Origin of the sequence: Streptomyces sp. ISL-100, from assembly GCF_018614615.1 — a bacterium.
In the GTDB taxonomy this organism is placed as follows: Bacteria; Actinomycetota; Actinomycetes; order Streptomycetales; family Streptomycetaceae; genus Streptomyces.
Genome location: NZ_JAGGOK010000017.1, coordinates 47,597 through 74,281, shown reverse-complemented (window position 1 = coordinate 74,281; position 26,685 = coordinate 47,597). Strand labels below are relative to the sequence as shown.

18 protein-coding genes and 2 pseudogenes are annotated in these 26,685 nt (G+C 70.4%); 10 read left to right on the top strand and 10 right to left on the bottom strand.

Features of this window, described 5'->3' with window-relative positions:
- Positions 1 to 7: 7 nt before the first annotated feature.
- Positions 8 to 7,096: a non-ribosomal peptide synthetase gene (locus J7E89_RS09270; protein WP_251060311.1), complete on the top strand. Its 7,089-nt coding sequence runs from the start codon at positions 8 to 10 to the stop codon at positions 7,094 to 7,096.
- A 160-nt stretch (positions 7,097 to 7,256) separates the two neighbouring features.
- Here J7E89_RS09270 and J7E89_RS09265 read toward each other — a convergent pair whose 3' ends face one another.
- The 5 genes and pseudogenes from J7E89_RS09265 to J7E89_RS42330 form a co-directional block, all read right to left on the bottom strand.
- Complete coding sequence (locus J7E89_RS09265) at positions 7,257 to 8,444, bottom strand: transcriptional regulator (protein ID WP_251060310.1); 1,188 nt, start codon at positions 8,442 to 8,444, stop codon at positions 7,257 to 7,259.
- 287 nt (positions 8,445 to 8,731) lie between these two features.
- Positions 8,732 to 9,556: an ABC transporter permease gene (locus tag J7E89_RS09260; protein ID WP_214970920.1), complete on the bottom strand. Its 825-nt coding sequence runs from the start codon at positions 9,554 to 9,556 to the stop codon at positions 8,732 to 8,734.
- Positions 9,553 to 10,563, bottom strand: a complete 1,011-nt coding sequence (locus J7E89_RS09255; RefSeq protein ID WP_214970917.1) for an ATP-binding cassette domain-containing protein — start codon at positions 10,561 to 10,563, stop codon at positions 9,553 to 9,555. Before J7E89_RS09255 ends, J7E89_RS09260 begins: the two co-directional genes overlap by 4 nt.
- A 291-nt stretch (positions 10,564 to 10,854) precedes the next feature.
- Complete coding sequence (locus tag J7E89_RS42335) at positions 10,855 to 11,952, bottom strand: MMPL family transporter (protein ID WP_374196802.1); 1,098 nt, start codon at positions 11,950 to 11,952, stop codon at positions 10,855 to 10,857.
- 218 nt (positions 11,953 to 12,170) lie between these two features.
- Positions 12,171 to 12,973, bottom strand: a pseudogene (locus tag J7E89_RS42330) (MMPL family transporter); the annotation flags it as partial.
- Positions 12,974 to 13,397: 424 nt separating this feature from the next.
- Between J7E89_RS42330 and J7E89_RS40690 the strand changes: the two are divergent.
- Positions 13,398 to 13,982, top strand: a pseudogene (locus J7E89_RS40690) (histidine kinase); the annotation flags it as partial.
- On the opposite strand, the gene J7E89_RS09240 reads toward J7E89_RS40690, so the two are convergent.
- From J7E89_RS09240 to J7E89_RS09225, 4 genes are all read right to left on the bottom strand, one after another.
- Entirely contained in the window at positions 13,970 to 14,806 is an 837-nt protein-coding gene (locus J7E89_RS09240) for a DUF4097 family beta strand repeat-containing protein (RefSeq protein WP_214970908.1), read from the bottom strand. The pseudogene J7E89_RS40690 and the gene J7E89_RS09240 overlap by 13 nt on opposite strands.
- A gap of 72 nt (positions 14,807 to 14,878) precedes the next feature.
- Positions 14,879 to 15,439, bottom strand: a complete 561-nt coding sequence (locus tag J7E89_RS09235; protein ID WP_214970905.1) for a hypothetical protein — start codon at positions 15,437 to 15,439, stop codon at positions 14,879 to 14,881.
- A 100-nt stretch (positions 15,440 to 15,539) separates the two neighbouring features.
- On the bottom strand, positions 15,540 to 16,511 hold the full coding sequence (locus J7E89_RS09230; RefSeq protein WP_374196801.1) for a DUF6114 domain-containing protein: 972 nt from the start codon (positions 16,509 to 16,511) through the stop codon (positions 15,540 to 15,542).
- Positions 16,512 to 16,516: 5 nt separating this feature from the next.
- Positions 16,517 to 17,065 (bottom strand): DUF6230 family protein, encoded by a 549-nt coding sequence (locus J7E89_RS09225; protein WP_251060318.1) that lies wholly within the window; start codon positions 17,063 to 17,065, stop codon positions 16,517 to 16,519.
- Between the two features lie 210 nt (positions 17,066 to 17,275).
- Between J7E89_RS09225 and J7E89_RS09220 the strand changes: the two genes are divergently transcribed.
- The 4 genes from J7E89_RS09220 (at position 17,276) to J7E89_RS09205 (ending at position 21,882) form a co-directional block, all read left to right on the top strand.
- A complete protein-coding gene (locus tag J7E89_RS09220) occupies positions 17,276 to 17,905 on the top strand; it encodes a TetR/AcrR family transcriptional regulator (RefSeq protein WP_214970899.1) in 630 nt (209 codons plus the stop codon).
- Positions 17,906 to 18,065: 160 nt separating this feature from the next.
- Positions 18,066 to 19,238 (top strand): acyl-CoA dehydrogenase, encoded by a 1,173-nt coding sequence (locus J7E89_RS09215; protein WP_214970896.1) that lies wholly within the window; start codon positions 18,066 to 18,068, stop codon positions 19,236 to 19,238.
- Between the two features lie 451 nt (positions 19,239 to 19,689).
- On the top strand, positions 19,690 to 20,754 hold the full coding sequence (locus J7E89_RS09210; RefSeq protein WP_251060317.1) for a hypothetical protein: 1,065 nt from the start codon (positions 19,690 to 19,692) through the stop codon (positions 20,752 to 20,754).
- Between the two features lie 27 nt (positions 20,755 to 20,781).
- Positions 20,782 to 21,882: a phosphotransferase family protein gene (locus tag J7E89_RS09205; RefSeq protein WP_214970890.1), complete on the top strand. Its 1,101-nt coding sequence runs from the start codon at positions 20,782 to 20,784 to the stop codon at positions 21,880 to 21,882.
- 50 nt (positions 21,883 to 21,932) lie between these two features.
- Here the strand turns inward: J7E89_RS09205 and J7E89_RS09200 are convergent, their stop codons facing one another.
- Positions 21,933 to 22,343: a hypothetical protein gene (locus tag J7E89_RS09200; RefSeq protein ID WP_214970887.1), complete on the bottom strand. Its 411-nt coding sequence runs from the start codon at positions 22,341 to 22,343 to the stop codon at positions 21,933 to 21,935.
- Positions 22,344 to 22,547: 204 nt separating this feature from the next.
- Between J7E89_RS09200 and J7E89_RS09195 the strand changes: the two genes are divergently transcribed.
- The 4 genes from J7E89_RS09195 (at position 22,548) to fxsA (ending at position 26,669) form a co-directional block, all read left to right on the top strand.
- Positions 22,548 to 22,988, top strand: coding sequence for an Lrp/AsnC family transcriptional regulator (locus tag J7E89_RS09195; protein WP_214970885.1), 441 nt, complete (start codon positions 22,548 to 22,550; stop codon positions 22,986 to 22,988).
- Between the two features lie 71 nt (positions 22,989 to 23,059).
- On the top strand, positions 23,060 to 24,709 hold the full coding sequence (locus J7E89_RS09190) for an amidohydrolase (RefSeq protein ID WP_214970882.1): 1,650 nt from the start codon (positions 23,060 to 23,062) through the stop codon (positions 24,707 to 24,709).
- A 501-nt stretch (positions 24,710 to 25,210) separates the two neighbouring features.
- On the top strand, positions 25,211 to 25,978 hold the full coding sequence (locus J7E89_RS09185) for a polyprenol monophosphomannose synthase (RefSeq protein ID WP_214970879.1): 768 nt from the start codon (positions 25,211 to 25,213) through the stop codon (positions 25,976 to 25,978).
- A 103-nt stretch (positions 25,979 to 26,081) separates the two neighbouring features.
- Positions 26,082 to 26,669 (top strand): FxsA family membrane protein, encoded by a 588-nt coding sequence (fxsA, locus tag J7E89_RS09180; RefSeq protein ID WP_214970865.1) that lies wholly within the window; start codon positions 26,082 to 26,084, stop codon positions 26,667 to 26,669.
- Positions 26,670 to 26,685: the final 16 nt, after the last annotated feature.

Genomic DNA, 26,685 nt, shown 5'->3' with positions numbered 1-26,685 from the left:
AGTCCGGATGTACCGCACGGGCGACCGGGCGAAGTGGACCGTGGAGGGTCAGGTCGTCTTCCTGGGCCGTACGGACGACCAGGTCAAGATCCGCGGCTTCCGGATCGAACCCGGCGAGGTGCAGGGGGTACTTGCCAGTCATCCGCTGGTCGATCAGGCGGTCGTGATCGCCCGCACCGACGCCACGGACGAAACCCGCCTGGTGGCTTACGTGGTCCCCGATGACCCGAATGAGATGGACGACGAACTGCCGTCGACTGTAAGGAAGTTCGCCGCTCAGCGGTTGCCCGAGCACATGGTGCCCTCGGCCGTCGTCGTTCTGGACGCCCTGCCGCTGACCGGCAACGGAAAGCTGGACCGCAAGGCCCTGCCCGCGCCGGACTACACCGCGACGGCGGGTGGTGGCGGAGAGCCGGCGACGCTGCAGGAGGAGATCCTGTGCCTGGCGTTCGCCGAGGTCCTCGGCCTCGAAAGCGTCAGCGTCGACGACGACTTCTTCGATCTGGGCGGTCACTCACTGCTCGCGGTCCGGCTGGTCAGCCGTATTCGCGCGGTGCTCGGCGTCGAGGTCGAGATCCGCGAGCTCTTCGAGGCGCCCACGGTCGCCGGCCTCGCCGCCGGCCTGGCCGGTGCGGACACGGCCCGGACACCGCTGGCAGCAGCGGGGCGCCCGGAGCGGATCCCGGTGTCGTTCGCGCAGCAGCGGCTGTGGTTCCTCGCGCAGTTGGAGGGCCCGAGCGCCACGTACAACGTTCCCGTCGTGCTGCGGTTGTCGGGGGACATGGCCCCGGAGGCGCTGGGTGCGGCTCTGCGGGATGTGATCGGCCGGCACGAGGTGCTGCGCACCGTGTTCCGGGCGGCGGACGGCGAGCCGTACCAGCACATACTGGGCCTCGACGAGCTGGACTGGGAGCTGCAGGTGGTGGCCGGTGTCGCGCCGGCGGATCTGGACGCGGCGATCGCTGACGCGGTCGGGCACGTGTTCGACCTCTCGTCGGAGGTGCCGATCCGGGCGTGGCTCTTCGAGGCCGGACCGGACGAGCGGGTACTGGTAGTGGTGACGCACCACATCGCGAGCGACGGCTGGTCGAGGGGGCCGCTGGCGCGGGACCTCTCCACGGCCTATCAGGCGCGGTGCGAAGGCCGGAACCCGGACTGGGAGCCGCTGCCGGTGCAGTACGCCGATTACGCCCTGTGGCAGCGCGATCTGCTCGGCGACGAGAACGACTCCGAGAGTTTGATGTCGCGTCAGATCTCGTACTGGAAAGAGACGTTGGCAAGCCCGCCCGAGGAGCTTGAGCTGCCCTTCGACCGGACGCGGCCGGAGGTGGCCTCGCACCGCGGGCACACCGTGCCGCTGGAGGTTCCGGCAGAGGTGCACGCTCGACTCGCACAGGTGGCGCGGGCCGAGGGCGTCACCGTCTTCATGGCGCTCCAGGCGGCGCTGGCCATGACGCTGTCGCGCCTGGGCGCGGGCACCGACATCCCTATCGGCTCGGCGAACGCCGGCCGCACGGACGCGGCCTTGGACGACCTGGTCGGTTTCTTCGTCAACACGCTGGTGGTGCGTACGGATCTGTCGGGGAACCCGTCGTTCCGACAGGTGCTGGCGCGGGTACGGGAGGCGAGCCTGTCAGCGCTCGCGCACCAGGACGTGCCGTTCGAGCGGCTGGTGGAGGAACTGGCTCCGACCCGCTCGATGGCTCGCCACCCGCTGTTCCAGGTGATGCTCACGGTGCAGAACAACGCCGAGGCGGAGCTCGACCTGCGGGGTGCACAGGCCGACGGGCTGTCCGTCGGGGAGCTGGCCGCGAGGTTCGACCTGGACTTCTCGGTGGTGGAGGTGTTCGACGCGAAGGGGGCGCCGGCGGGGCTGCGCGGTGCGGTGATCGCGGCTGCGGACCTGTTCGACGCGGAGACGGCCGAGCGCATCGTGGAGCGTTGGGTGCGCGTGCTCGACCTGCTGGCCGGCTCTTCTGAGCTGCCGCTGAGCGCAGTCGACGTACTGGATGAGGACGAACGGCGTCGCGTGCTCACCGAGTGGAACGACACGGCGACCGAGGTCGCGTCCACGACACTTCCGGAGTTGTTCGAGGCTCAGGTGGCGCGGACTCCGGACGCCGTGGCGGCGGTCGCGGACGGCATCGAGCTGTCGTACGCGGAGCTGGACGCGCGGGCGAACCGGCTGGCGCGGCTGCTGATCGGGCGGGGCGTGGGCCCCGAGTCGGTGGTCGCGGTGGCCATGGAGCGGGGCATCGAGCTGATCGTCGCGGTGCTCGGCGTGCTCAAGGCCGGCGGTGCCTATCTCCCCGTCGACCCGGAGTACCCGGCCGAGCGGATCGCCGTCATGCTGCACGACGGGGAACCGGCGGTGGTGCTGACCTCGGTGGCCTGCCGTGAGGTGGTGCCGGAGTCGGCAGCCGTGCCGGCCGTGCTGGTGGACGAGGCATCCGTGGTGGCCGAGCTGGCAGGACTGGCAGCCGGGACCGTTGGCCGCGAGGAGCGGAACGGTGTGCTGCTGCCGGATCACCCCGCGTATGTGATCTACACATCGGGGTCGACGGGGCGGCCGAAGGGCGTGCTGGTGGCCCACCGGGGCGTGGTGAGTCTGTCCGAGCAGCACGCGGCGGGTCCGGTGTTCGGCCCCTCGGCGGCCGGGGCGCAACGCGAACGGCTACGGGTGGCTCTGACGACGTCGGTGTCGTTCGACGCCTCGTGGAATCAGCTGTCGGCCCTTTTCGTCGGACATGAGCTGCACGTGGCGGACGCGGTCACGTGGCGGGATGCGGGACTGCTGGTGCGGTGGCTGGAGGAGAGCCGCATCGACTTCGTCGAGGTCACGCCGTCGTACCTGCGGCTGCTGTTGGACGAGGGGCTGCTCGACGGCGCCGGCCGGCGACCGGGGCGGATCGGCGTCGGCGGCGAGGCCGTCGGGGGCGAGCTGTGGGAACGGCTGCGGTCGGCGGAAGGTGTGGAAGGGTTCAACTTCTACGGGCCGACCGAGTGCACCGTGGACGTGGCAGTGGCCCGGGTCGCGGACTCCGCAGTGCCCGTGGTCGGCCGGCCGGTGGCCAACACACGCGCGTTCGTGCTCGACGGGCATCTGCGACCGGTGGCTCCGGGCGTGGCGGGCGAGCTGTACGTCGCCGGTGCCGGTCTGGCCCGTGGCTATCTGGGCCGCGCGGGACTGACGGCGGAGCGGTTTGTGGCCTCCCCGTTCGAGCCGGGCGCCCGGATGTACCGCACCGGGGACCGGGTGCGGTGGACCGGCGACGGCCGGCTGGAATTCCTGGGCCGGGCGGACGAGCAGGTGAAGATCCGCGGTTTCCGTATCGAGCCGGGCGAGGTCCAGGCCGTTGTGGCCGCGCACCCGCAGGTCGCGCAGGCGGCGGTGGTCGCCCGGGAGGACACGCCGGGTGAAAAGCGCCTGGTCGCCTACGTCGCTCCGACCGGGGGCGGCGACCGCGAGCTGGCCGCACTGATCAGGGGCTTCGTGGCCGACCGGCTGCCGGACTACATGGTGCCTTCCGCGGTGGTGATCCTGGACGCGCTGCCGCTGTCCGAGAACGGCAAGCTGGACCGCCAGGCCCTGCCCGCACCGGACTACCGGGCGGGCGCCGGCCGAGGGCCGGCCACCCTCCAGGAAGAGATCCTGTGCGTCGTGTTCGCACAGATTCTTGGCCTCCACAGCGTCGGCGTCGACGACGACTTCTTCGCGCTGGGCGGCCACTCCCTGCTGGCGGTCCGGCTGATCAGCCGGATCCGAACGGTGCTGGGTGCCGAGGTGCCGCTGAGAGCCCTGTTCGAAACTCCGACCGTGTCCGGACTCGCGGCCCGGCTGACCGGGACCGCCGCAGCTCGGCCCGCTCTGACGGCCGGAGAGCGTCCGGAGCGGGTGCCGCTCTCGTACGCCCAGCAACGGCTGTGGTTCCTCGACCAGTTGGAAGACAGCGCCGCCTACAACGTTCCTGTCGTGCTGCGGTTGTCGGGTGAGGTGGACCGGGAGGCGCTGGGTGCGGCGCTGCGGGATGTGATCGGCCGGCACGAGGTGCTGCGCACGGTGTTCGCGGTGGCGGACGGGGCGCCGTACCAGCAAGTCGTCGAAATCGGTGGCCTGGACTGGGAGTTGCAGGTGGGCGGGGTCGCGCCGGCGGACCTGGACGCGGCGATCGCCGAGGCGGCCGGGTACGTGTTCGACCTCTCGTCGGAGGTGCCGATCCGGTGCTGGCTCTTCGAGGCCGGTCCGGACGAGCGGGTGCTTGTGCTCGTGCTGCATCACATCGCCAGTGACGCGTCGTCGAGGGCGCCGCTCGCGCGTGATGTCTCGGTGGCGTACGCGGCGCGGTGCGAGGGGCGGGCCCCGGAGTGGGAGCCGCTGGCGGCGCAGTACGCGGACTACGCGCTGTGGCAGCGCGAACTGCTCGGCGACGAGAGCGATCCCGAAAGTCCTATGGCACGCCAGATCGCCTACTGGCGCGAGGAATTGGCGGAACTTGGGGAAGAGCTGGAACTTCCGTTCGACCGTTCGCGCCCGGCGGTGGCCTCCTACCGCGGCCACAGCGTGCCGTTGGACATCCCGGCCGAGGCGCATGCACGGCTTGTGGAGGTCGCGCGGGCCGAGGGGGTGACCACGTTCATGGTGGTACAGGCCGTCCTGGCGATGCTGTTGTCGCGGCTCGGTGCCGGCACCGACATCCCGATCGGCACGGCGAACGCGGGCCGCACCGACGAGGCGCTGGACGATCTGGTCGGCTTCTTCGTGAACTCGCTGGTCATGCGCGTGGACCTGTCGGGGGACCCGGCGTTCCGTGAGGTGCTGGGGCGGGTGCGGGAGACGAGCCTGTCGGCGTTCGCGCACCAGGACGTGCCGTTCGAGAAACTGGTGGAGGAGCTGGCCCCCGGCCGCTCCCGAGCGCGGCATCCGCTCTTCCAGGTGCAGTTGGATCTGCACAACAACGCCGAGGCGGTGCTGGAACTGCCCGGTGTACGGGGCGCGGACGGGGCGTCGGCGACGACGCGTGCGGCGAAGTTCGACATCGAGGTGTTGCTCGGCGAGGGCTTCGACGCGGAGGGTGCGCCGGCCGGGCTGCGTGGCGCGATGGTCGCTGCGGCCGATCTGTTCGACGCCGAGTCGGTCGAGCGGATGGCGGAGCGTCTGGAGCGGGTGCTGGAGCAACTGGTCGCCGAACCGCAGACGCCGCTGAGCGGGGTAGAGGTGCTCGACGGGGCGGAGCGTCGTCGGGTGCTGGTGGAGTGGAACGACACGGCGGTCGAGGTGCCGGGCGTGTTCGTGCCGGGGATGTTCGCGGGGCAGGTGGCGCGGACGCCGGACGCGGTCGCGGTGATCGCGGATGGTGTGGAGGTGTCGTACGCGGAGCTGGACGCGCGGGCGAACCGGTTGGCGCACTACCTGGTGGGTCAGGGTGTGGGTGCGGAATCGGTGGTGGGTCTGTGTCTGCCGCGTGGCATCGAGATGGTCGTCGGTGTTCTGGCGGTGTGGAAGGCGGGCGCGGGCTATCTCCCGATTGATCCGGAGTATCCGGCCGAGCGGATCGCCTATGTGCTGCGTGACAGTGGCGCGGTGCTGACGCTGACGACGGAGGAGGTCCTGGATGATCTTCCGGCCGGTCGTGGGCGTCTGGTCGCGATGGATGGTCCGCTGATGGCGATGCAGCTGGCCGTGGCTCCGGTGTCGGATCCTGAGGTGCCGGTGGCGTCGGACGGGTTGGCGTATGTGATCTATACGTCGGGTTCGACGGGACAGCCCAAGGGGGTCGCGGTGACTCATGGCGGTCTGGCGAACTATGTGGGCTGGGCGGCTGGTTCGTATGGGATGGGGGGTGGCAGTGGTGCGCCGCTGCATTCCTCGATGGCGTTCGATCTGACGGTTACCAGTCTTCTGGTTCCGCTGGTTTCGGGTTCGGCTGTTGTGGTGAGTCGGGCCGGTGGGGCTGAGGGTCTGGCGGAACTGGTCAGGAATCACGGTGAGTTCGGGATGGCGAAGGTTGTTCCCGCGCATCTTCCGCTGTTGTCCGAGTTGCTGGCGGACGAGCATGCCGCGTCGTCGGCACGGACGTGGGTGGTGGGTGGTGAGGCGCTGCCGGGTGCGGTTGTTCGTGCGTGGCTGGAGCGCTCGCCGGGTTCGGTGGTGGTGAACGAGTACGGGCCGACGGAGACAGTGGTCGGTTGTTGTGTCTTCGAGGTGCGGGCCGGCCAGGAGGTCGGTGAGTCGGTGCCGATCGGGCGGCCGGTCGCGAATACCCGGTTGTATGTGCTGGACGGGTATCTGCAACCGGTGGCGCCTGGTGTGGTGGGTGAGTTGTACATAGCCGGTGCGCAGGTGGCGCGGGGTTATGTGCGGCGTGCCGGGTTGACGGGTGAGCGGTTTGTGGCTTGCCCGTTCGGCGGTGCGGGTGAGCGGATGTACCGCACTGGTGACCGTGCGCGCTGGGACGGCGACGGGCGGTTGGAGTATCTGGGGCGTACGGACGAGCAGGTGAAGGTCCGCGGCTTCAGAATCGAGCCGGGCGAGGTGCAGGCCGTGCTCGTCTCGCACCCGCGGGTCGCACAGGCGGCGGTGGTCGCCCGTCAGGATGTGCCGGGTGACACCCGTCTGGTCGGTTACGTCGTACCCGCGGACATGAGCGAGGTGGACGAGGAACTTCACGCCGAGGTACGGAAGTTCGCTACGGTTCGGCTGCCGGAGTACATGGTGCCCTCGGCGGTGGTAGTGCTGGACGCGCTGCCGCTCACGCGCAACGGCAAACTAAACCGCAAGGCACTCCCCGCCCCGGAGGTTTCCTCCACGGGCACCGGGCGGGCTCCGGCCGACCGCCGGGAAGAGGCTCTGTGCGAGGCGTTCGCCGAGGTACTCGGCCTGGAGAGCGTCGGCGTGGACGACGACTTCTTCGCCCTCGGCGGGCACTCCCTGCTCGCCGTCCGGCTGATCAACCGGATCAGGACCGTGCTGAGTGCCGAGGTGGAGATCGTCGAGCTGTTCGACGCGCCGACGGTGGCGGGGCTTGCACAGCGGATCGGAACCCAGAAGACGACCAGGCCGGCGTTGCAGCCGATGCGTAACCAGGAGGAGTCTTGATGATTCTGTCGCTGTACGCACAGCGTCGGTGACAACGCCTCGGTGCGGGACACGCTGGGCGTCCGATTCCCGGACGCCCAGCGGGCCGTGAGAAGGAACTCGTTGATCTAACAGTCAGGAAGCCCCGTGAGCCGGGACAGACGGAGACGACCCGGGGTCATCAGCCGGCCGTCCTGCGGTTGAGAGGCTGTTCCCGTTCGTCCAGTCGCTGTGCCAACTGCAGCCACGTCGACGCGTACTGGCGAGCGAGGCTTCCCACCAGTGCCCCGCAGTGCGGCGGCACCGCGGCGGTCAGGTGGGACCACTCCGCCGCTGCGTTCTGTTGCAGCAGTCTCAGGAGATGCCGTCCCTCTTCCTTGAGCCGCAGCGAAGGATCCCGCAGTAGCTTTTCGAGCACCGTGAACGGATCGGGCTGGGCCGGCCGCGTTGCGCGTTCGTGTCTGCGCCGCACGCCGGGGGACGGGACCGTGACGTCGCCTTCGGTCTCGGTCACGGGTTCAAGAGTCGGCGCCGGGGAGGGCCTGACGGCCTCCGGTCGCATGGCCGAGGGCAGCTCACCCGCCTGTATGCGCTTGCGGACATCGCTCACCGTCGCCGGCGAGATTCCCGCGATCCGGGCCACCTCGCGCAACGAAGCCTGAGGATTTTCGGCCATGAACTCGGCGGCTCGCCAACGGCCCTCCGCACTACTGAGCGGGCGCACTCGCCCGTCGCGGCCGACGCGTGCTGTTAACTGCGGCCCGGCCTCGGCTGAACGGCGTCGGATGGACGCCACGGCCTTGGCCCCCAGACCCGAAGCCCGTGCTACGGCTCGGTCGGACATGTGCGGATGCGAGGCGATGATCCGCGAGGCGGCGGCGCGCCGGTCCGCCTGCGACAACGGCAGACCGTGCGCGATATTGGCTTCGACCGCGCGTAGGAAGGCGTCTTCTTCGGACCCTTCGAAGAATTCGACGTCGATGGTCTCCTGCCCTCGTACCAATGCGGCCAGAAGGCGGTGCGTACCATCGATCACGCGCATATCGGACCGGCGGACGAGAATGGCGGGCAGAGGTCCGTCGACCTCGGCCAGACGCGCGACGTGCTCCTGGTCGAGGCCCTGTGACCGGGGAGACTCACCCGGCAGGAGCGCTGCGATCGGTAAAGGGGTGGTTCTTTCCACAGGGATTTTGGTCGGTGCGGATGCGCTGGTCGGACGGTTGATGCTTCCGTTGTGTGCCGGGACGACTGTCCCATCGTCTGGCTGATTCATCTGTTTACCCCGTTTGTCGACTCTCGTGAGCTGCTTGTCGCTGGATTTCCTGCGCGTCGCTGTTGCCCGAGGTTGGTCGGTGAAGCTCTCGGGCATTCGGGTTCGCGGTAGCTACGTCGTTCGTCCGCATGCTCACGGGAGCGTCATCGAGTCGAAAGACACCGTCGGTTCACCCTTCCCGGAAGTCGCACGATCGGTTGGGAGCGCATTTATGATCACGTCTCGTCGTGAAGCTGTCGAGACGTTCAATGTGGAACGTTTCGCGTGACGCATGGCGTGTCGCCGGAACAGGAAGTTCCGGGTTGCAGCAAAGGGGCGGCTCCCGGTGGAATCCGGTAGCCGCCCCTTCGCCTGCCTGTCTCGCTGGGCTCAATACGTGACGGTTAACGCGTGATCTCACGGTTGAAGACGGCGCGCGACCACAGGTAGCCGACCAGGGCGAGCCCCGCGCACCAGGCGAGGGCGATCCAGCCGTCGTTGCCGATCGGGGTGCCGAGCAGCAGCCCGCGCAGCGTCTCGTTGATCGGGGTGAAGGGCTGGTACTCGGCGAACCAGCGCAGAGCGGTCGGCATGGAGTCCGGGGTGACGACCGCGCTGCCGAGGAAGGGCAGGAAGGTCATCGGCATCGGGGCGTTGGACGCGGCCTCGATGGTCTTGGCACCCAGGCCCATCGCGGCGGAGATCCAGCTCAGGCCGAAGGACAGGAAGAGGAGCAGACCGAGGGCGGCGATCCACTCGACGGCCGAGGCGTCGGGGCGGAAGCCCACCGCGAAGGAGGCCCCGGTGACCAGGACGAGGATCGCCGCGGCCTGGATGACGCTGCCGAACACATGGCCGGTGAGCATGGATCCGCGCGAGATCGACATCGTACGGAAGCGGTTGACGATGCCTTCCGTCATGTCGGTGCAGACGGAGATGGCGGTCGTGATGGCGCCGGAGGTCACGGCCATCAGGATGATGCCGGGCACCACGTAGTTGGTGTAGTCGCCGCGGTCTGCGCCCGCCCCGATGCCGGTGCCGAGTGCGCCGCCGAAGACGTACACGAAGAGCAGCAGCATCACGATCGGCATCATGACGATCGTGATCGTCATCGACGGGTAGCGCAGCATGTGCTTGAGGTTGCGGCGCAGCATCGTCATGGAGTCGCGCAGCGCGTACGAGCGGGTCGGCTTGGCGGGCTTGGCCGGGGCGAGGGTGACGGTGCTCATCGGTTCGACTCCTTCTGGACGGTCGCGGAGGTGGCGGCGGGGGCGTTCTGCTGGCCGGTGAGGGTGAGGAAGACGTCGTCGAGGTCGGGGGTGTGCACGGTGAGCGACTCGGCCTGCACCCCGGTGCTGTCGAGGACGTCGAGGACGGCGCGCAGATTGGTGAGGGAGCCGTCGCTGGGAATCTGCAGGGTGAGCGACTCGTCGTCGCGGGTGGCGACGCCGAAGACCGCGGCTCCGGCGGCGAGTTCGGCCTCGTCGGCGAACTGGAGGCGGACATGACCGCCGGGGATCTTGCGCTTCAGCTCGGCGGCGGTGCCCTCGGCGACCAGCTTGCCGTGGTCCAGCACCGCGATGCGGTCGGCGAGTTGGTCGGCCTCCTCCAGGTACTGCGTGGTGAGGAAGATGGTCACGCCCTGTTCCACCTGGTCCCGGATGAGCTCCCACATGACGCGGCGGCTGCGCGGGTCGAGGCCGGTGGTCGGCTCGTCGAGGAAGATGATCCGCGGCCGGCCGACCAGCGTCATCGCCAGGTCGAGCTTGCGGCGCATACCGCCGGAAAAGGTGGCGACGTTCTTGCGGGCCGCCTCGGTCAGCTCGAACCGCTCCAGGAGATCTGCGGCGCGGCGGCGGCCCTCGCGCTTGCGCAGGTGGTGCAGGTCGGCCATGAGGAGCAGGTTCTCCTCGGCGGTGAGCAGCCCGTCGACGGCGGCGAACTGTCCGGTGACGCCGATCTGGTGGCGTACCGCGTCGGCGTCGGCGACCACGTCGTGGCCCGCGACCTGCGCCTCGCCCCCGTCGGCCGTGATCAGCGTGGAGAGGATCTCCACGGTGGTGGTCTTGCCGGCGCCGTTCGGGCCGAGGAGGGCGAAGATCGTGCCCTCGGGGATCCGCAGATCGATGCCGTCGAGCACCACCTTGTCGCCGTACGACTTGCGCAGGCCGATCGCGGAGATCGCTGCGCGCGTGGCGGTGGCCGCGGTCGTCGTTGCTGTGGGCGCGGGGTTCATGGTGGGGCGGGCCCTTCTCTTCGGGGAGTCCGGGGACGGAGGGAGCGGCCGGTGGCCGGCCGTGGCGCTGGGGTGGCGCATAACTGGCGCAATGCACTCGTTCCGTGCCGTGCTTGCATGGCCATGATGGCACATCAGTGGCGCCATAGCGAGCCGATGTGGCGCCATTCTTTCTGTCTGTGCCGCACAACCCCGTCTGACCTGTATGTATGTACGTCACGCAATGGCGCCCCCGTACCGGCCAGGAACCGGTACGGGGGCGCCATCGTGGTGCCATCTTGCGGAGCCCACTCAGCCGACGAGGCTGCGCTCCTGTCGAGAGTGCGCCCCGGACTGCCCCCGCTGGTCGAGCTTCTCGCCCTCGACATCCACCCGGGGCAGGATCCGGTCCAGCCACTTCGGCAGCCACCAGGCGGATTCGCCGAGCAGGGCGAGGAGCGCGGGCACGATCGCCATGCGGACGATGAAGGCGTCGAAGAGGACGGCGATCGCGAGGGCGAAGCCGATCATCTTGATGAAGTCGTTGTCCTCCACGATGAAGCCGGAGAAGACGCTCATCATGATGACCGCGGCCGCGGCGACGACCCGGCCGCCGTGGCGGAAGCCGTCGACGACCGCTTCGGCGGGGCGTGCTCCGTGGACGTACGACTCACGCATCCGGCTGACCAGGAAGGCCTCGTAGTCCATCGCGAGGCCGAAGACCACGCCGATCATGAAGATCGGCATCGTGCTCATGATCGGGCCGGTCTGCTCAATGCCCAGGACCTCCGAGAGCCAGCCCCACTGGAAGACCGCCACGACGGCGCCGAGGGCCGCGGCCACCGAGAGCAGGAACCCGAGGGCCGCCTTGAGCGGGACCAGGACGGAGCGGAAGACCACCATGAGGAGGAGGAAGGCGAGGCCGACGACCAGGCCCAGGTAGGGCAGGAGCGCGTCGTCCAGCGTCTGCGAGAAGTCGATGAACATGGCTGTCTGGCCGGTCACCAGGATCTGGGACGCGTTGCTCCGCTCCAAGCCGCCGGCGGTGTCGCGGAGTTCGCGGACCAGCTCCTCGGTCTTCTTCTCGGTCGGGCCGGTCTTGGGGATGATGTTGATGATCGCGGTGTCGTCCGCCTTGTTGCCGGTGGCCGGGGGGACCGAGGCCACGCCGGGGTTCCGGTCGAAGACCTTGCCCGCGGAGTCGGCCGCCTTCTTGGCGTCCTCGGCCTGCACGGTGATCACCAGGGGGCCGTTGAACCCGGGTCCGAAGGACTCCGAGAGCACGTCGTACGCCTTGCGCTGGGTGGTCTCCGTCGACATCGAGCCCTCGCCGGGCAGCCCCAGTTCGAGGCTCGCGGCCGGTACGGCGACCGCGCCGAGGCCGACCACGCCGATGAGCAGGACGGCCACGGGGTGGCGCAGGACGTAACTCGCCCAGTGGGAGCCGAGGTTGGGCTTGCCCTTCTTGCTGAGCTTGGCCGCGCGCTTGGCGGCCTTGCGCTGCCCCCGCTCCGACAGCGGCTTGACGGCGTACTGCAGGCGCCCTTGCGAGCCATCACCTTGACCGGCGCGAAGCCGAGCAGGGCGGGGACCAGGGTGATCGCGACGAGTACGGAGACCGCGACGGTGCCGGCCGCGGCGAGGCCCATCTCGGTGAGCATCGGGATGTTGACGACGGCCAGTCCGGCGAGGGCCACGATGACCGTCAGACCCGCGAAGACGACCGCCGAACCCGCGGTGCCGGCGGCCCGTCCTGCGGCCTCTTCGGGGCTGCGCCCCTCGGCGCGCTCGGCACGGAAGCGGGACACGATGAACAAGGCGTAGTCGATGCCGACCGCGAGGCCGATCATCATCGCGAGGGTCGAGGTGGTGCCGGACAGGCCGAGGGTGGAGCCGAGTGCCGTGATGCCCGAGATTCCGATGCCGACTCCGATCAGCGCGGTGATCAGCGGCATTCCGGCCGCGATCACCGAGCCGAAGGTCAGGACGAGGACGATCGCGGAGACCAGGATGCCGATCTGCTCTCCCCGGTGCCACCCATCGTCTGGTCGATCTTCACGGCGTCACCGCCGGCTTCGACGGTCAGGCCCGCCTTGTCGGCCTTCGCGATGGCCGCGTCGAGGGCGTCGTGCGCCTTGTCGCCGACCTCCATCGCGGGGACCTTGTACGTCACCACCGTGTAGGCGGTCGTACCGTCCTTGCTGATGCTGACCTCGGGGGTCCTGTAGGGGTCGGCGGCGCCCACCACCTGCGGGGAGGACCTGCCCAACTCGGCAACGAGACGGCCGACTTCGGCGCGCTGCTCGGGGTCGGTGATCTTCTGGCCCTCGGGGGCCCGGACGACGACCCGGGCACTGGCGCCGTCGGCGCTCGCGTCCGGGAACTTCTCCGTCAGCAGGTCGAAGGCCTCCTGCGACTCGGCGCCCGGCATCGAGAACGTGTCGGCGGGCGGCGGGGGCGCGGAGGAGGCGGCAAAGCCCATGCCGCCGAATATCAGCAGCCAGAGCAGCAGCGTCGCACCCCGGCGCCTAAAGGCGAGGCGGCCCAGTTTGGAAAGGAAGGTAGCCACGGTGGGGACTCCCGTTTGGTCGGTCGTGTGGTTGCTTGAGTGGTCGGCGATCGACGATCGGCGAATCGGCATCCGGGCAGCACGACATGGCGCCATGGCGGCGCATGGGTTGTGCCTGGCTGGGTGCGCGAGTGGTGCTGGAAAGCGTGCGAGGAGTGGTCAATCCCCGCGGTGTCATCATGGCACAAACGTGGCGCCATTGTGGGCCGATGTGGCGCCACAACTTCAGTGAGGGCCGTCAGGGCCGGTCCGAACTCGAAGGTCCGCTCCGGCGGGCGGGTCAGGGACCTTCAACACGGAATCCCTGGCTCTCCTGGAGCGCACCAGCGACGTCGACCCCTGGACCTGCACGGGAAGCGTCGGCATCGGCGGCCACTGGGCAGCCCCCGAGGATGCCGACGTGGACCTGCCCGTCGGCGACCATGCTCAGCAGACGCACGGCCTCGCGGAGGGCAACCGGCTCCGTACGGCGTTGCTCGCGGTCAGCCCCGGCCTGCGCACGCCCCTCGCCGGCGCCAAGGCCTCCGTCACGTCCCTGCGCTCGGAGGGCGTGCACTGGCCGGACGAGGATCAGGCGGAGCTCTTCGAAGGCATCGGGGACGGCGCGGACCGCCTGGACCACCGAACTGGACATCCCCGAGAACGGCACCCTCGGAGAGCGTGTCGAGGCCCGTGTCGTCGACCGCGGCCCCGGCGTCCCGGACCCTCCCGGACGATGCCAAGGACCGCATCTTCGTGGCCCGCGGCTTCATGGAGTGCGATGGGCGGGACGCTGAGCGCGCAGGACACACCCGGGGGCGACCTCACCATGGTGCTCACGCTGCGGGCGGGGCAGGCCCTTCTGGGCCGGCGAGCGGCTCAGGCCCGGCGGATCACGATGTCGCCGGCGCTGGTCCGGCCCCGAACCTCGACCGTCTCCTCGGACGCCTGGGGCCCCTCCGCCGCCCCGAGCTCATTGCGCACACGCCCCGCGGTGGACCGTACATCCAGCCAGGCCGCAGACCCCTCGGCGATCCCGATCTCAAGCCCCCCGGCCGCGGTCTCCAGGGCGATTCGCCCACGCACCACCTCGGCGAGCCGAATGGCGCCGCTCGCGGACTTGGCCGTGACGGAGGAGTCCGCGCGCACGACACTGATGGGCCCGTTGGACGACCTCACCGTCAGCTCCCCGCGGATCTCCCCGATCGCGGTCTCGCCGTTGAGGTTCTTGATGGTGGCCGTGCCGTCGGCCCGGCCGAGCCGCACCCGCCCCGACCCCTGGATCTCGACCTCGCCCGTCGCACGGTCCACGAGGACGTCCCCGTGCGTCGTCTTCAGCCGTACGGCCCCGGCCTCTTCCAGCTGGATGTCGCCGGTCGCCGTCGTCAGGCGGCAGTTCCCGAACCGTCCCTCGCCGATGAAGTCGCCGAGGCCCGTGCTGCCGGTCAGGTCCGAGCCCGCGGGCAGCTCGACGGTCACATCGACCGAGCCGATCTTGCCGAAGGGCGAGCGCTTCTTGGGGCCCTTGACTACGAGCTCCCCGCCCGCGCAAGTGACCTTGGTGTCCTCGGCGGCCTGTACGTCCTGCTTGTTGCCGGGGTCGCTCGGCGTCACCTCGACCACGGTGTCGGTGCGCTTGCCCGCGATGATCCGGATCCGCCCGAAATCGAATTCAAGGGTGGCGGAGAGGGGCTCGGGGGTGTCGAAAGTAGGCATGGCTGAGCCGTCCTTTGGCTGCTGTCTGCTGGCTGCTTGGCCTTTTGGAGTACGTGAGTGGTGCGGGGCGGGCTAGCGCACCCAGCCGGTAAATCCCTGTCCGGCTGCGGGCGTCCGGCCGGTGAATCCCTGTCCGGCTGCGGGAGGCCGGCCCGAGCCGCCCGTGCCGCGGTTCGCCGTGGGTTCCAGGGCGGCGGCGACGGCCCGGACCAGCCAGGCGTTGACCGAGAGTCCTTCGCGGCTCGCGGCCTCCTCGACCCGGACCTTGAGCTGGGCGGGCGGGCGGAAGTTGATGCGCGAGGTGGCGCCGTCCTCGATGTCCACCGGGGCCGGCGGTGTGGGCGCCGGCGGCGGCGCCGGGGCGTCGCCCTCGCCGAAGGCGTCCGAGGTGGGCGGGGCCGTGACCACGAACTCGGGGTCGAGCCCACGCAGTCGTACGTCGACCGAGCCCGGGGCCAGGTCGCGGGTGACCTCTTCCATCGCGTCGGACAGGGCGTTCAGCAGGGTGAGCCGGGCGGCGGACTCGAGCTGGGCGGTGAGCCGCTCGGCCAGGGCACGGGCTTCGTCTCCACCGGCTTGGGCGGCGACGCCTAGTTCGTGCCGGAGGTTGTCAACGTAGGGAGTGAGGTCCATAGCGCAATGATGGCACCATCGTGGCGCCATGGCAAGTCTCATGGCGCCACGATGGTGCAGGTGTCAAAAATCAGCGTCCAAAATTCAGCGCGTCATGGGGTCACGACGCCTCGAGGGTCAGCCCGTCCGTGACGATCGAGTCCGACGTCACCAGAGCCTGTTCGGCGCTGACATCGGTCATGAAGACGAACGGCGGCACCACCGGCGGCACCGGGAGGCGGTCCGGGGTGAAGGTCAGGCAGAGAATGCCCTCCAGGCAGCCGCTGAACTTGGTGAGGTAGAGCGTCACGTCGCCGCTCAGTTCCAGGGTGTCGGCCCCCAGAGCGAGTTCGTCGCGGCCGTCGCGGGTCTTGAGGCGGTAGTCGGTGAGGGAGGCGGACCGCATCTTCAGCACCATCGCCTTTACCGGACCGTCGGCGGTCGGCACCTCCCGTACCCCCGCGATCAGGAACCCGTGCGGCGCGAAGAGCGTCGTCGTCACGGCCGGCGGCGTGCGGGGTGCGACGACGGCCCCGGGCTCCGGCGCCTTGCCGACGACCGGGCTCGGGCCGAGCGCCGCCAGCAGGACAACCGGCAGCGCGGCCGCGAGCGTACGTGGCCCCTGCCCGTCCCGCAGTGGCGAGGGTGCGCCGGACGCATCGTCCTCCACGGGCGTCCAGCCGAACCCCATCGCGCTGCCCGCGATCCCCAGACCCATCCCGACCACGAAACCGCCGAGATTGGTCGCGGCGAAGGACAGAACGGACAGCAGCAGAGCATTGACGCTCACGTAGTGGCGGGTATGAGGCAGGAACCAGAGGAACAGCCCCGCCACGATCAGCGCGAGCCCGATCCCGATCGCCGCCAGCCCGCCGAGGCCGAGGCTCACCAGCACCGTCAGCGGCGACAGCGGCACCAGCAGCAGCTCGGTCCCGCCGAGTATCAGCAGCAGTCCGCCCCAGAAGGGCCGGGTCCGCCGCCAGCCCCGCAGCCTGCGCCGCGCATCCGGGTACGGCAGCCGCTCCTCCAGCCATCCCTTTGCCGGGCGGCGGGTCCGGAGCGCGAGGGTCCGGATCACGCGGGTCCGGATCACGCGGCTCAGAAGCACTTCTTGCCGTCCAGGCTCACGTCGATCCTGAGCCCCTTCAGCCGGAAATTGCCGCCGGTGGCGGACCACGCGTGCGACTTGACGCCCGCGACCTCGATGTCCCCGGCCTGAAGGCCGAACTTCCCGACCTCGCCCTTGACCCCGGGAACCTCGTCCAGCGTCGACGCGTCCCGGCCGATCTGCGCGGTGCCGAAGCGGGCGTCACCGACGAGATCCTCGGCGTCGATGACCAGACTGCTGGCCGTCACCTCACCGGCCTTGCCTCCCGCCGTGAGCTTGAAGACGACCTTCCCGACCGGCGTGCCGATCTCCGCGGCCTGGCAGATGTCGCTGAGCCGGGCGTCGCCGATGCCGAGCAGGGCGACGGGATGCCCCTTGCCGTCCGCCGACCGGTCCGTCTGTACGTAACTGGACAGGCCCTGGCTCGTCAGTTTCCCCGACGCCACCTGGAAGCTCGTCCCCGATACGGCGAACGACGCGGCCAGCGCGCCCTGGCCCATCATCGACGCCATCACCGCGACCGCGAGGACCGCCGGCATCGCGACGACCGCTGTCTTCTTCCATGCCGTTCTGCCCTCGGCAGGCGGCGGCTGCTGCTGCTTGGCTGCGCTCACTTGTTCCTCCCGTACGTCGTTGCGGTGCGCAGGGGGAGTGCGTGGCCGATCATCTACAGGACGACGCAGGAAGGGAGTTGGCGCAGGTCTGCCATACTGCGGAGATCCTGTGACAGTTGGAGACTAGGGCCGGTATTGAATATTAGTCAACAGCGCGGTTCCACCGAGCGATCGCAGGTGCGCCGCGCTGAACTCATCGCGACCGGACGGAAGTTGTTCGCCGACACGTCGTACGATGCCCTGTCGATGGACGACATTGCCCGGCACGCGGGCGTCGCCAAGGGCTTGATCTACTACTACTTCAAGAACAAGCGCGGCTACTACCTCGCCATCGTCGAGGAGTCGGTCGCCGAACTCGTCGCACGGGCCGGCAGCGAGCCGGACCTCCCGACCGCCGAACGAGTCCAGCGCACCATCGACGGCTATCTGCGCTACGCCCAGCACCACCAGGCGGCGTACCGCACGATCGTCACCGGCGGCGTCGGCTTCGACACCGAGGTGCAGGCCATCCGGGACGCGGTGCGCGAGGAGCTGATCGCCACCATCGCGGAGGGCGCGTACGGCCGCCGCGACATCCCCGTCGTCGCCCGGTTGGCCCTGATCGGCTGGATGACCGGGGTCGAGGGAGTCACGCTGGACTGGCTGAGCCACCAGGAGCTCGACCGCGACGCCGTCCGCGCCCTGCTCACCGGGCTGCTGCGCGCCACGCTCCGTACGATCGAGGAACTGGAGCCGAGCTGCCCGGCGCCACCCACAACCCCGTGACGGAAGGCATTCCATCGGGCATACTCATCCCGCCACAGCCGCTGGCCAGCGACTTCCGTGATCCGGGAGGAGCGCCGGCGGCCAGGCAGTGAGACCGGCGGCGCCGCCACACCCTGCGCGCGCGACCGCCGCAGCGCCCGACAGGGAGGAGAGCGCCGCAATGTCCGACCGCGCCCCGCAGCCGGTGGAACGTCAGCTGCCCACCGAGGAGTCCCGGGACCTGCTCGCGCTCGTGCGCGACATGATCCAGAGGGAGATCGCGCCCACGGCCGCCGCCGAGGAGGACGCCGGGCACTTCCCGCGCGAGATCTTCGCGCTGCTCTCCGAATCCGGTCTGCTCGCTCTGCCGTACGACGCCGAGTACGGCGGCGGAGACCAGCCGTACGAGGTATATCTCCAGGTACTCGAAGAGCTCGCCGCCGCCCGCCTCACGGTCGGCCTCGGCGTCAGCGTCCACAGCCTCGCCTGCCACGCCCTGGCGGGCTACGGCACCAAGGAGCAGCAGGCCACGCACCTGCCCGCCATGCTCGGCGGCGGCCTGCTCGGCGCCTACTGCCTCTCGGAGCCCGCCTCCGGATCCGACGCGGCCTCGCTGCGCACCAAGGCCGTGCGCGACGGCGACGACTGGGTCATCACCGGTACGAAGGCCTGGATCACCCACGGGGGAATCGCCGACTTCTACACCGTCCTCGCCCGTACGGGTGGTGAGGGCGCCCGGGGCATCACGGCCTTCCTGGTCCCCGGCGACGCCGAGGGGCTGAATGCCGCCGCGCCCGAGAAGAAGATGGGCATGAAGGGCTCGCCCACCGCCCAGCTCAACTTCGACGGCGTACGGGTCCCGGACTCGCGCCGCATCGGCGAGGAGGGCCAGGGCTTCGCGATAGCGCTCTCCGCGCTCGACTCCGGCCGCCTCGGCATCGCGGCCTGCGCGGTCGGCGTCGCCCAGGCGGCCCTGGATGAGGCCGTCTCGTACGCGACCGGAAGGCAGCAGTTCGGCCGGCCGATCGCCGACTTCCAGGGCCTGCGCTTCATGCTCGCCGACATGGCCACCCAGATCGAGGCGGGCCGGTCGCTGTACCTGGCGGCGGCGCGCCTGCGGGACGCCGGGCGGCCTTTCTCGCGGGAGGCCGCGATGGCGAAGCTGTTCTGCACGGACGCGGCGATGCGCGTGACGACCGACGCCGTCCAGGTGCTCGGCGGCTACGGCTACACGCTGGACTTCCCCGTCGAGCGCTTCATGCGCGAGGCGAAGGTGCTCCAGATCGTCGAGGGTACGAACCAGATTCAGCGCATGGTCATCGCCCGCCATCTCGTGGGTCCCGAGACCCGCTGAGCCGTCCGTCCGGCCAGGCCGGGGACGCCACGAGCCGGACCCATTCCGGGTCGCGGCGTCCCGGCAGCGTGCGGCCGTGGCTGTGCCACTGGCGCAGAAGGGCGCGGTACAGGGGCGGATCCGAGGGATGCGGAACCGATTCTGCCGGAGCAGAGGGCGGGTGAAGGAGACGTCGGCGTCCGTCGCCGACCGGGGTGTACTGCAGGGTCATATCGGGCCAACAGCCGCAAGGCCGCGGGGGTTATCGCCGACCTCATTCGGGCGTCCGTTCGCGCGGTGAACCGGGCCGGCCCGTGGTGTGACGCGCGTATGGCCCTGGGCACGGTTTCTGACGTACCGTCAAGTCCCCGCCGGGGACCGCACCGCTCCGTCCACGCCCAGGAGGACCGCCGTGGCCGAGTACCGCCCCATCGCGCTCGATGAATACCCGATCCACCAGGCCCCGCTGTCGATGAAGCACGTCGCCACGGGCGACCGCAACGCCTATGACCGGTGCATCTTCCACCTCGTGGACCACACCGGCCGCGCTCTGCTCATCGCCGGGCTCGGCGTCTACCCCAACACCGGTGTGATCGACGCCTACGCCACCCTGCGCATCGGAGACCACCTGCACGCCGTGCGCGCCTCCGACGCCCTCACCGACGACCGCATGAACCTCTCCGTAGGCCCTCTGCGGATCACCGTCGACGAGCCGCTGCGCCGCTTCACCCTGCACTGCGACGCCGACCCCGCCAACCCGGACTCCCTCTCGTACGACGTCACCTGGACCGCGGACTTCCCCGCCGTCTGGGAGCCGCACCACGTCCAGCGGCGCGGCGACCGCCTGATGCTCGAAGGCCGCCGCTTCGTCCAGGCAGGCGGTTGTACGGGCGTGATCCGCGCCGGGGGAGAGGAGATACCGCTGACCGCGGGGGAGTGGACCGGCACCCGCGACCGCAGCTGGGGCGTACGGCCCATCCCGGGCGAGGACGGCGGCCGGGCCGCCGAGGAGTACCGCCCCGAGGGCTTCCACTGGCTCTGGATCCCGGCCCGTTTCGACGACCGCTTCCTGATGGTGATCGCCCAGGAGGACGCCGACGGGCACCGGGCCCTCAACGAGGCGATGCTCGTGCGCGAGGGCGAGCGCGACGTCCAGCTCGGCTGGCCGCACACCGACATCACGTACCGCCCCGGCACCCGCCACCCCGAGCGAGCCGTCGTCCACCTCACAGGCCCCGACCGCAAGCCGCTGGAGCTCGGCGTCGAGATCCTGAACTCCTCGCCGCTGGCCGTCGGCGCCGGCTACCCGCCCGCGACGGACTGGCAGCACGGCAGCTGGCAGGGGCGCGGCTGGACGGACCGGCGTACGTACGACCTCTCCGACCCCACCGCGCACCCCATGGCCGCGTACGGCGTCACCGACCACGCCGCCCGCTTCACCCTCGACGGGCGGACCGGCCACGGCATCTTCGAACACGGCACCTTCGGCCGCCACGACCCGAGTGGCTTCACCGGCTACGAATCGGTCGCCCCCTGAACGTCACCCTCCTGACAGGAGTACGGCATGGCAACCGCACCCCGCCCCCGCACCACCACCCGCGACCCCGAAGAACTCGGCCGGCGCCTGGCAGCCTGGCTGGGCGCACGGCTGCCCGGCGCGCGCGTCAGCGGCGTCAACGCGCCCGCCTCCAACGGCATGTCGAGCGAGACGCTGCTCTTCGACCTGGCCCACCCGGCCGCCCCCGTGTCCGCCTGCGCCCTGCGACTGGCCGCCGACCCCGCCGCGTACAGCGTCTTTCCCGTCTACGACATGGCCCGCCAGTACCGCGTCATGAGCCTCGTCGCCGAGCACACGAGCGTCCCTGTGCCGCGTGTGCTGTGGCTGGAGGAGGACCCGGGACCGCTCGGGGCGCCCTTCTTCATCATGGAGCGCGCCGACGGCCGCGTACCGCCCGACGTCATGCCCTATACGTACGAGGGAAATTGGCTCCACTCCGCCACGGACGCCGAACGCGCCCGCCTCCAGGACGCGACGCTCACCGTGCTCGCGCGCCTGCACGACCAGTTCCCCGCGAAGGAAGCGGAGTTCCTGATGACGCAGGGCACGGGCAGCCCGCTGCGCCGCCACGTCGCCGCCCAACGGGCGTATTACGACTGGGTGGTGGAGGGCGTCGCCCCGTCACCGCTCATCGAGACCGCCTTCGACTGGCTCGACGCACACTGGCCCGACGACACCGGACCGGCCGTGCTGAGCTGGGGCGACGCCCGTATCGGCAACATCATTTACGACGCCTTCGAGCCCGCCGCCGTACTCGACTGGGAAATGGCGTCCTACGGACCGCGCGAACTCGACCTGGGCTGGGCGGTGTACCTCCACCGCTTCTTCCAGGACCTGACAGTGAGCTTCGGTCAGAGCGGCCTGCCGGACTTCCTGCGACGCGAGGACGTCGAGCGGCGTTACGCCGAACTCACCGGCCACACACCGCGGGACATGGAGTTCCACACGCTGTACGCCGCCCTGCGGCACGCCATCGTGATGCTGCGCATCGCCTACCGGCAGGTGCACTTCGGTGAGGTCCGGGTCCCTGAGAACCCGGACGCGATGATCCTGCACCGGGCGTCACTGGAGGCGATGGTGCGCGGGACGTACTGGGCTGATGCTTGAGCCGGGGCGCTGCCCCGGGCCAAAGCTCCGTCGGCCCCCTACGCGGCCCCCTACGCCGCGCGCCGCAGCTGCGAGGCCTTGAGCGGGCGCGAGCCCGGACCGCCGACGTGCGAGAACGGCTGCGTCCGCCAGTCGAGTCCCTGGGGGAGCGTCAACAGCAGGGCGGTTTCCTGCTCCTGGACCTCCAGGGTGTCGTCGGCGGGCTTGGCGTCCGCCGCCGGGCGTCCGGTGCCCGCGCACGCCGTGAGCCCGAACGGATTCCACGGAGTGGGGCACTTGGCGTGCTCGGGCAGGACGGTCTCGTCCGCCAGCAGCGCGATCGGCTGGACGCAGTCCGGGCAGATCACTCGAAACATCTCAAAGGTGTCGTACGCGTCGAGATCGTCGAGATGGTCCTCGTCGACGGACGCGGGTTCAACAGGATCCGGTTCACTGCGTCCGGTGCGCTTCAGGTTCTGCATGGAGACACTCCCCCTCGGGTGGGCCGACAAGGCGCTGCGGCCTCGACCACAGCAAGCACTTCCCGTCACGCACGCGCGGTAATCGCGCCTGCCCGACGGACACGGTCGTAAGCCTGTGGCGTTCGTCACATGCCGCCCGCAGATGCCCCTCAGAGGGGCCCGCGGCTGTGCCTGAGGCCCTCCGGGGCAATAGGTTGATCCGCTATGGAGGAGCTGGATCGTCAGATCGTGGATTTGCTCGTCAAGGACGGGCGGATGAGCTACACCGACCTGGGCAAGGCCACTGGCCTGTCCACATCGGCCGTGCACCAGCGCGTGCGCAGGCTGGAGCAGCGGGGTGTCATCCGGGGCTACGCCGCGGTGGTCGACCCCGAGGCAGTCGGGCTGCCGCTCACCGCTTTCATCTCGGTGAAACCCTTCGATCCCAGCGCCCCCGACGACATCTCGGAACGGCTCGCGGGCGTTCCCGAGATCGAGGCGTGCCACAGCGTGGCCGGCGACGAGAACTACATCCTCAAGGTGCGCGTCGCCACCCCGCTCGAACTGGAGCACCTGCTGACCCGGATCCGTTCCCTGGCCGGCGTGTCCACGCGTACGACCGTGGTCCTGTCCACGCCGTACGAGGCCCGCCCGCCGCAGGTCTGACCCCACCCGCCGGACCGCCCGCCCGGCCCCCGCGCACGGAACGTCGCGCGCGAGGGGCGAGACTGTTCACCATGACCGAGCACAACGCCCCCACCCCTCAGGCCGCCGAACACCGCACCGTGCTGCTGCGCGGCGGAGAGGTCCACAGCCCCGCCGACCCCTTCGCCACCGCGATGGTCGTCGAACGCGGACATGTCGCCTGGGTGGGCTCCGAAGGGGCGGCCGACGCCTTCGCGTCCGGCGTCGACGAGGTGATCGACCTCGAAGGGGCCCTGGTCACCCCCGCGTTCACGGACGCACACGTGCACACCACCTCCACCGGCCTCGCACTCACCGGCCTCGACCTCTCCGGCGCGCGGAGCCTCGCCGGTGCGCTGGAGCTCGTACGGGCGCACGCCGCCGCGGCACCGGCGGGCCGGATCCTCCTCGGGCACGGCTGGGACGCCACGCGCTGGCCCGAACAGCGGCCACCGTCCCGCGCCGAACTCGACGAGGCGGCCGGCGGCCGGCCGCTGTACCTGCCCCGGATCGACGTCCACTCGGCCGTCGTCACCACCGCCCTCCTGGACCTCGTCCCCGGCATCACCGGCCTGGCGGGCTACCACCCGGACGCCCCGCTCACCGCAGCCGCCCACCACGCCGTCCGGGGCGCGGCGCACGGCGCCGTCACCCCGGCGCAGCGCGCCGAAGCGCAGCGGGCGGCCCTCGCGCACGCCGCCTCACTCGGTATCGGTACGGTCCACGAGTGCGCGGGACCCGGTATCTGCGACGAGGACGACTTCACCGGCCTGCTGAAGCTGGCGGCGGAGCGGCCCGGACCCCGCGTCTTCGGCTACTGGGCCGAGCAGGTCGGGAGTGCGAAGGACGCCGAACGTATTCGCGAACTGGGCGCGGCAGGTGCTGCGGGCGACCTCTTCGTCGACGGATCGCTCGGCTCGCACACCGCCTGCCTGCACGCCCCGTACGCCGACGCTTCCCACACCGGCACGGCCTACCTCGACACGGCGGCCGTCGCCGCCCATGTCATCGCCTGCACCGAGGCCGGGCTCCAAGCGGGCTTCCACGCCATCGGAGACGCCGCCGTCACCTCGGTCGTCGATGGCGTGCGCGCCGCCGCCGAGAAGGTCGGCCTCGCCCGGATCCGCGCCGCCCGCCACCGCGTCGAGCACGCCGAGATGCTGACGCCCGCCACCATCGCGGCCTTCGCCGAATTCGGCCTGACCGCGTCCGTACAGCCGGCCTTCGACGCGGCCTGGGGCGGCGAGGGCGGGATGTACGCACAGCGCCTGGGCGCCGAGCGGGCCCGTACGCTCAACCCGTACGCCGCCCTGCTGCGCGCCGGTGTGCCGCTGGCTTTCGGCTCCGACAGCCCGGTCACCCCGCTCGACCCGTGGGGGACGGTCCGCGCGGCGGCCTTCCACCGCACGCCCGAGCACCGGATCTCCGTACGCGCCGCCTTCACCGCCCATACCCGCGGCGGCTGGCGTGCCGTCGGCCGCGACGACGCGGGCACGCTCGTACCGGGCGCCCCCGCCGACTACGCGCTCTGGCGCGCCGACGAGCTCGTCGTGCAGGCGCCCGACGACCGGGTCGCCCGCTGGTCGACCGACCCACGCTCGGGCACGCCGGGGCTGCCGAATCTCACGCCCGGCGCCGAACTCCCGGTCTGCCTGCGGACGGTAGTCTTCGGACAAACTGTTTACATGAGGCCGAACGAGTGATGTGCGCGGGCCGCGTACGGCCGATCGGTGTTCGCGAGAGGCCTCGTGCCACCTGCGTACCTTCGGCACTGACCTGGTGATTTGAGTAAACTCTCCAGGTCAAAGGGCTATTGACAGAAAGCGGCCACCGGCGGGTAGGTTCGGCCGAGTCCACCGCAGGACGTCCGACCGGCAAACCTCCACGCAGTCGCCGAACGCCGCTGGGTCATGGGGTGGTGTGCCGCACCGGCGCACCAGCACTCGGAGCCAGGTTCAGCGCCCGCGCCTCGGGGGCGAGGGAAGGTTTCAGCCGAGCGGCAGGTGGGACCCGGGTGGGGCCCGGACGTTCAGTAGACAACGGCTCTCGGCCGACCCGCAGCCGGCGGGCCCGGGGCCGGCCCGAAGGACACCGGGCCCCGATCCGCAGAAACGACTTGTCGCTTCCTCCGGAGACATCCGTGCAGGCTCGCCGACCACGCTCGCTATGGTGGGGCAACTGTGTACGGACATTAAGGGGAAGTAGTGAACGACGGCGGTCAGAGGCGTTACGGCCCGCTCGGCAGAACCTTGGTGATCATTCCGACCTACAACGAGGCCGAGAACATCAAGCCGATCGTCTCCCGGGTGCGTGCCGCGGTGCCCGACGCGCACGTCCTGGTCGCCGACGACAACAGCCCCGACGGCACCGGCAAGATCGCCGACGAGATCGCGGCCGTCGACGACCAGGTCCACGTCCTGCACCGCAAGGGCAAGGAAGGGCTCGGCGCGGCCTACCTGGCGGGCTTCCGCTGGGGCATCGAGCACGACTACGGCGTACTCGTGGAAATGGACGCGGACGGATCGCACCAGCCCGAGGAGCTTCCCCGCCTGCTGACCGCCCTCAAGGGCGCCGACCTGGTCCTCGGCTCGCGCTGGGTGGCGGGCGGACGCGTCGTCAACTGGCCCAAGCACCGGGAGATGCTCTCCCGCGGCGGCAGCACCTACTCGCGGGTGCTGCTCGGCGTACCCATCCGCGACGTCACGGGCGGCTTCCGGGCCTTCCGCGCGCAGACCCTGGAAGGCCTCTGTCTCGAAGAGGTCGCCTCCCAGGGGTACTGCTTCCAGGTCGACCTCGCCCGCCGCGCGGTCGAAGCGGGCTACAACGTCGTCGAAGTGCCCATCACCTTCGTCGAGCGGGAGCTGGGCGACAGCAAGATGAGCCGTGACATCGTCGTCGAGGCGCTGTGGCGTGTGACGGCCTGGGGCGTCGGCTCCCGGGCAAACAAGCTGCTGGGGCGCAAGCCCTCCTGATCTCACCCCGGGGCCTGTGCCCGAGCCGCGGGCTTGATCCGGACCCGGGCTCGGACACAGGCCCTTTACGCCGTCCAGGCGCCCGTACAGGCACACTGGGGGCATGACGACCGGCTCACCGCCCCCGCCCCCGACCGTTCCCCAGCGTCCCAGGCGATCACGCGCGCGCACCTTCGTACCTCTTGGCATCGCCGCCTGGCTGGTGCTCGAGATCTGGCTGCTGACCGTCGTGGCCGGCGCCGCCGGCGGCTTCACGGTCTTCCTGCTGCTCGTCGCGGGCTTCGTGCTCGGCGCCGTGGTCATCAAGCGGGCGGGCCGGCGGGCGTTCAAGAACCTCACCGAGACGCTTCAGCGGCAGCAGGCGGGCGAGACGTCCGCCCAGCGGCAGGGGAGCAGCGGCAATGGCTTCCTGATGCTCGGCGGCCTGCTGCTGATGCTGCCCGGGATGATCTCGGACGTGGCGGGGCTACTGCTCCTCGTGCCGCCCGTACGGTCGTTCCTCGGAAGGTACGCCGAGCGTTCCCTGGAACGCAGGATGAGCGCGGCCGGCGCCGGCAGTCTGGGCGACGCCTTCCAGCAGGCTCGTATTCACCGCCCGGACGGCAAGGTCGTACAGGGTGAGGTCATCAGGGACGACGCACCGCCCGCAGGACGGCGTGACGACGGCCCGCGGCCGCCGCTGACGCCCTGAATCCGGTCCCCGCCCC